The 6,370-nt window shown below is 50.0% G+C and carries 5 protein-coding genes; 2 read left to right on the top strand and 3 right to left on the bottom strand.

The annotated features are described in order from the left end of the window. Nucleotides 1-296, top strand: a 296-nt coding sequence (locus tag QZP87_RS01895) for an ATP-binding protein (protein WP_291321228.1), incomplete at its 5' end; no start/stop codon positions are given. Between the two features lie 38 nt (nt 297-334). Then, a complete protein-coding gene (locus QZP87_RS01890) occupies nt 335-631 on the top strand; it encodes a HigA family addiction module antitoxin (RefSeq protein ID WP_291321227.1) in 297 nt (98 codons plus the stop codon). A 347-nt stretch (nt 632-978) separates the two neighbouring features. Here the strand turns inward: QZP87_RS01890 and QZP87_RS01885 are convergent, their stop codons facing one another. The 3 genes from QZP87_RS01885 to QZP87_RS01875 all read right to left on the bottom strand — a co-directional run bounded on the left by QZP87_RS01885 (nt 979) and on the right by QZP87_RS01875 (nt 5,970). Further along, nucleotides 979-2,529: an AarF/UbiB family protein gene (locus tag QZP87_RS01885; RefSeq protein WP_291321226.1), complete on the bottom strand. Its 1,551-nt coding sequence runs from the start codon at nt 2,527-2,529 to the stop codon at nt 979-981. A 703-nt stretch (nt 2,530-3,232) separates the two neighbouring features. Next, a complete protein-coding gene (locus tag QZP87_RS01880; RefSeq protein WP_291321225.1) occupies nt 3,233-5,011 on the bottom strand; it encodes a sodium:solute symporter family protein in 1,779 nt (592 codons plus the stop codon). 209 nt (nt 5,012-5,220) lie between these two features. Beyond that, nucleotides 5,221-5,970 (bottom strand): 3'-5' exonuclease, encoded by a 750-nt coding sequence (locus QZP87_RS01875; protein WP_291321224.1) that lies wholly within the window; start codon nt 5,968-5,970, stop codon nt 5,221-5,223. Between the last annotated feature and the right edge of the window lie 400 nt (nt 5,971-6,370).

Genomic DNA, 6,370 nt, shown 5'->3' with positions numbered 1-6,370 from the left:
TTTTTGATAATATCTACAAAAATGCCATCGAGGCCTCACCACGAGGCCAGGTGGTCAGCATCAGCATCTTGACCGGTCCCAGGACGTGCGTTTACATAGAAAACAAAGGCGAAGTTCCGCAAGATATCCGTGACTGCTTTTTTGACAAATTCGTCACCCAGGGCAAGACCGGCGGCACCGGACTGGGGAGCTATTCATCCAGACTGGCGGCCAGAGCTTTGAAAGGAGACATTGAACTGGATACATCCACTCCGGGACAGACAACCATATGTGTTTTTCTGCCGGGTGTCAGTTAGTATGTGCTGAATAGTTAAATGGTAACAGGTTAAATGATATGAATCAGCGATTGCCCAATATTCATCCCGGAGAAATTCTCCTGGAGGAATTTCTTCTACCTCTTGGCATAAGCCAAAATAGACTTGCTCGCTCTTTGAGCGTTCCTCCACGCCGCATCAACGAAATTGTCCACGGCAAGAGATCTATATCGGCTGACACAGCTATCAGATTAGCTCGATATTTTGGAAATTCCGAGAAATTCTGGCTGGGTTTGCAAGAAGATTTTAATCTTGAAGAAGCACGTACGAGACTCGGCGACCGGCTGGATCGTGAAGTTAAGACCTACGCTGCATAGACATTCTATGGCAGCTTCTGTTTAACCTGAGACACTGTGGTACAATAAGAAATAGGGCAGGCTCGTTTTTGACAGTAAAAGCTTCTTCTCACGCTGGCCTGTGCCCGCACCCCAGATAAAAAAAGAGTTTTTTGCCCACAGATCACACCCAGTGAAATCCGCTGCGCTGAGACTTCGTCTATTTCACCGGGCAGGCAGATTGACACAGATATAAGAGATTGGAGTAACCATTCAGGGGTTCCTCGGTGTTGATTATTGGCACAAGGCCTGATATTTTATTGCCTGTCCCCGGGGTCAAAAATCAGTTTCGTTTAGTGTACACTATATCAGTGAGTTATGTACAAAACCTACCTGAGCGTACTCCATATCTTGAAAGCTCCCACAAGGAAAACAAATCCTGCCAGAACCCGGCTCAGGTGGAACTCCAGAAAAAGAATGAAAAAAGAACCGGCCAAAAGCACCAGGCCGACCCCCAGGGGGCGTAGCAATGCCCGGATATGTTCATCCAGCGCTTCCAAGGTCTTGCGAGACAGACGCACATGGAGATTTCCGTCGCTCATATCCGTAAGAACGGATTTAAACCTGCTTAGAGTAAAGGGCAGGGCGGTGATTTCTTTTCTGGCTACCGTGATAAATCCTTCTTCCATGCCCAGGGCCTCTGGTAGCCTGTCCTGAAGGACAGGCAGAATATCCTTCACCCCATTGAAGTTTTCTATGAAGGTGGTGCCCAGACCTTCTATAAGGGTGCCGGCCCGCATGACATACACCACCTCCTGAGGGAGCTTGAAGGGGAAATCCTTCATGGAGTCCAGGACTTCAAAGGCCAGGGCCTGCATGTTTGCAGCGCTCAGGTTGGCATTGCTGAAAATGTCAAACATCCGCTCCGCCAGTTCCCGGATTTCATCCGGGGAAGCCGTGGAAGTGATGAGGCCGATACGTTCACAGGCCGAGGCAAACATCTCGAAGTCCCGCTCATGAGCGGACTTGACCAGTTCGATCATGGCCACCCTGGTGGAATTGGGCAGACGCTTGACCATTCCGAAATCCAGGATTGTTAAAGAAGCGTTGTCCTGCACCAGGATGTTGCCGGGGTGAGGATCGGCGTGAAACAGGCCCTTGACCAGCATCTGGCTGGCGTACCAGGAGATAAGGTTTTCCATGACCTGTTCAAAGGAGATTCCGCGCTGCTCCATTCCGTCCTTGTCATCTATGCGCAGTCCGGTCTCAAAGCTCATGACCAGGGCATCATGATTGCAATGTTCAGGATAATACCCGGGTATGGAAATAATCTCACTTTCATAAGTGTCCTTGAACTTGCGCAGGTTGTCCAGTTCCATGGCCATGTCCACTTCCTTGACTATCATCGCCGAGAATTCATTCAACACCGCCTGCAGGGAATTCCTTGTGTGGCTGGTAAAAAAAGGCTGAAACACCTTAAGGAAAAAACTCAGTAGGCCTATGTCTATCCTGACCTTTTTTTCAATGCCCATTCGCCGGATTTTTACGGCCACCATTTTACCGTCTTTTAATTCAGCCTGGTGCACCTGCCCGATGGAAGCGCTGGCCAGGGGATGGCGATCAAACGAGGCAAAAGGGAACTCCCGGCTATAGGCCCTGGATAGCATACTGTTCAGATCATTTTCAGGCATAGGGGCTACTTCATCATGAATGGAGCGCAATTGTTTGAGATAATCCTCATTGAAAAAATCAGCCCTGGTTGCCAGCACCTGGGCAAGCTTTATGAAGCTCACCCCCAGCTCAAGGATAACCGCCTTGAGGTCTCCCGGTGTCAGGGGGTGGATGCCCAGCAGGCTTTTTTTCTGCCTGAAAATCAAAAAGACGGTCAAAAGAAAGCGAAACGTTTTCAGAAGACGCCGAGGGGAATAGTGCTCAAGCATTTTGCCAGTTCAGTAAGGAACTGTAGTGTGAGATATTACAGTTATTAATAGTTAATAAAAAAAGCTTCATGATTTAAGAGTGTTATATCATAAGCACATTTGGACATTTGAAATTTCGAAAAATGCAAGGAATCCAGAGTGTTGTACGATAGCCTTCATATCCGCAGTTACGTTTTACATACACCCTGCTGCCAGCCAGATGCTGCTGGCCTTTTCCTTATTCCGGATCATCTTTAGGTAATCATTCAGGTAAGCATCGGTGGTCAGTAACCATTCAGGGGGGGCGATACCGGCCCGGAGACAGTCCCCGCAATACACTGCCTGCACAAATGCAAAAATAACAAATGCTAAGTGGTGTGAACCTGAACAATTAGTACTTAGCGAGGGACAGTCCCCAGGCCTTGTGCCAGCAATCACCACCGAGGACCCGCTGAATGGTTACGGTGGTGATTACCGGCCCCCTGAATGTTTACATCCTGGCTTCCTGATTCAAAAGACGCTGCCTGCTGAAACACCCTGGTTTCATCCCAACACACCTGTACCCAGGAGCACCAGCCACAATAGGATAAATACCAGCACCGCGATCAACCAGATATCTTCTGATTTCATTGTCATATCTCCTTCAGAGTTTATGAATAATATTTTGTCCCTGGCTCCCGGATCATGGGCCCCGGGGACGGTCTGTCTGCTCCATCCAGGGGGATCAGGTTACCTCCTGGACTACAATGTTGGATTCCGTTTCAGCCCGCCGGATCTGGTCATTGGTAATGGTGGCCATCTCCGCCTTGAAGCACAGGGCCCACATCATTATGATGCCCAGAATCCACCAGGCTATCTGCCAGGACCATGCCGATGGAAAGCCGAGAAAGGACGGCCCCACGTTGCCTATCATGGCTAGAGGGCCGACCGCAAACAGAAACCACAGAGGAACTACGAACTTCATGGAATTGCGCCAGGTCCGGCCGCTGGGACTGGGCTGTTCAATATTGTCCAGCCAGGACCGTACTTCGTTTTGTCTGTTCAGCGTATCCTGACCGTCTGCCTTGGCCAGCAGCCGGCTGAGATAGGCTACAAGAAGGCCCGCCCCGATACCCCAGGCTGCACAGTGGATGGTCAGCGGGTTGGGGAAGACGTAATAGGTCAGAAAGACGGCTATCAGCCCGGCCAGGATCCCCAGTACTGTGCCTATGGAAGGCCAGCGGAATCCCCACAGGGTGCCCATGAGAGGCACGTACATGATAAACCCCAGGGATGTGGCCAGTGCGCCCAGAATTACCAGGGCAGCCTGAGAGGTCAAGCCCACTGCCAGGGCGATAATGGTCAGGAGGGTGACGAAAAGCCGGTTTATCCAGATTTGTTCTGCATGACCGCCCTGTTTTTTCCTTATCTTGAGCCACCAGATATCCCTTAGAAGCATGGAGCCTGCAGTGCCGATATAAGGGGCTGCAGTGGAATGCATGGCCGCAATCAGCCCGATAAAGCAGATTCCAAGAACAAAGGGCGGCAGGAACTTGGCCATGAGCATGGGTACCACATCTCGGTCTGAAGCCGGGTCAATAACACCCTGCATATCCAGTATCTGTCCGCCAAGTCCCTGAAAAGCGGTAAAAAAGAACATGGCGAAACCAACAAGAAAAGTAGACATGAAAACCTGCTGCCAGGCGAAGGGCTTGGGATTTTTATTGGCGAACTGCCACATGGTAAAGGCAGGAGATGCCTGTATCCCCATGAGTGCAAACAGATAGGTCAGGATCATCATGGCCGTCCATTTTTCCTCGCCTACACTAAAGTCAATCACTTTGGGGATTTCCAGAAATCTGTCCGGCATCCCGGCCACTTGCTGGCTCATCTGGCTCCAGCCACCGAAATGGGCCAGAACATAAGCACCTATAGTGATCATGGCCACAATTAAAAGGATAAACTGGACCACTCCGACCCAGGTGCTGGCCCGCAGTCCGCCCGTGACCACATAGAACCAGACAATGAAGGCCATGAGTATGGCTCCCCAGGATAAAGGAAAGCCGGTGATCCAGTGAAAAAGCGCTCCGGCGGCCATGAGTTGAATGGCGGCATAAAAAATGCCGAATAAAAGCGCTGTCAGGACCACCAGCCAGCGTACCCCTTCGCGGTTGTAGTAATAGGCATACATGTCCCCGGGGGTGACAAAGCCGTATCGCTTGCCCATGAGCCAGGCTCTTTTGGCGAAAAAAGCCCCTGTCAGGGGTATGGTCAGGGCATAGAAGGAGACAAAGCCGTACGCCAGACCATACTTCCAGATCAGGCCGGGATGTCCGATGGTGGTCCAGCCGCTGAAGGATGCCGCCGTAGCCGCCATTAGAAAAGCGATCATCGGAATCTGCCGGCCTCCAATGGAATACCCATAGGAGGTTGTTTCCGTAAAATATCCTCTGAGTCCCCAGTAAAAACAGAAAATAATGTACAGGGCCAGAAATATCCAGACCCAGGTGGTGTTGATTTCCATCTTCCTGAACCTCCTGCGTTAAAAAAAACTGTATTTGTTTAGCTTATAAGAAAAGCAGGGGACAGGCACTCCGGGACCCACTTGAGCATCATTTTGTGCTTAAAATATCTCATTTTTTGGGACAAGTGGGTGCCGGAAGAGCCAGTCCCCATGCCACATGCATAGCGCTGAACAGATACAAAAAACTGTTGATTTATCTTCAGCACATTCTAAAGACCCCAACGCTTGAGGCATCCGGCCTTGCACAGATCTTTCAGTGTCCAGGCAGTTCTATCCTGTATTTTGTGAGCCAGGTAAATAAAAAGATACGCTGTCTGCAGAGCATCGGTAAAGGCGTTATGCTCAGCAAACAGCGGCAGTCCGAATTCCCGGCTCAGGTTTCTCAGGTTGTATGAATATTCTTCGTAGAATTCGTATGCCCCGGTCCACTGACCTTCTTTATAAACCCGGGCCAGGCGCATGGTGTCTATGCAGGGATTATAGAGCGCACCTCCGAAGTGTTTTTTAAGTTCTCGATTTATTACGCTTATATCCAGGTTGATATTATGACCCACTATGATGGCATTCCCGCAATAATCCAGCAGTTTCTGCAAAGCTTCCTTCAACGGGGGGGCCTTCTGTGCCTCTGAAGGAGTGATCCCGTGGATCACAACGCTTTGTTTGGGTACGTCCCTGGTGGGGCAGGCACAGTAGTAAAAGCTTTCTTCCATGTCTATGCGCAACTCATTTATGCGCAGGGCTCCAATGGAAACAATTTCGTCTTTTTTGACATTGAGGCCGGTAAGTTCAGTATCCAGAACTACAAAGCCGTATTCATTCAGAGGTCTGCTTTGATCCAGAGTTTCAAAATAATCCTTGCTCTGAGCAAGCAAGGGGTGGTCGGGTGTACTTCCGGATTTTGTGAAAGGCCAGGTCATCCCCGGCAAAATATTATATGCAAGGACGCTCAGGGTTGTCATCTTTGCCCCCTACTTACTGGTTAAGCGGGAATAAGAACCCGCATGGAAAAGGTATCAGCCGTTCGGGCGGAGAAGATTACCCCCCGGTATGTAAGCATTCAGGGGGATGCCGAAACCTGCCTGGGGACAGTCCCCGCGACACTTTTCCTGCACAAATACAAAAAGTACAGACGCGAAATTTTATGAAGCTGCATAATCATTACTTAGCGGGGGACAGTCCCCTGGCCTTGTGCCATTAGCCACAACCGAGGACCCCCTGAATGGTTACATGGAGTCTAACACTACAGCGAAACTTATAAAACTTTTCAACCTGTCGAAATTGGGGACAGGCACCCCCGCACTTATTTTTCTGAAGGATGATTGACAGGTTTTAAAAATAAGTGCGGGGAGAGCCAGTCCC

It is taken from the genome of Desulfonatronospira sp. (genome assembly GCA_003563255.1).
GTDB lineage: Bacteria > Desulfobacterota > Desulfovibrionia > Desulfovibrionales > Desulfonatronovibrionaceae > Desulfonatronospira.
The sequence above is the reverse complement of the archived record's forward strand: the minus strand, read 5'-3'. Positions and strand labels throughout refer to the sequence as shown.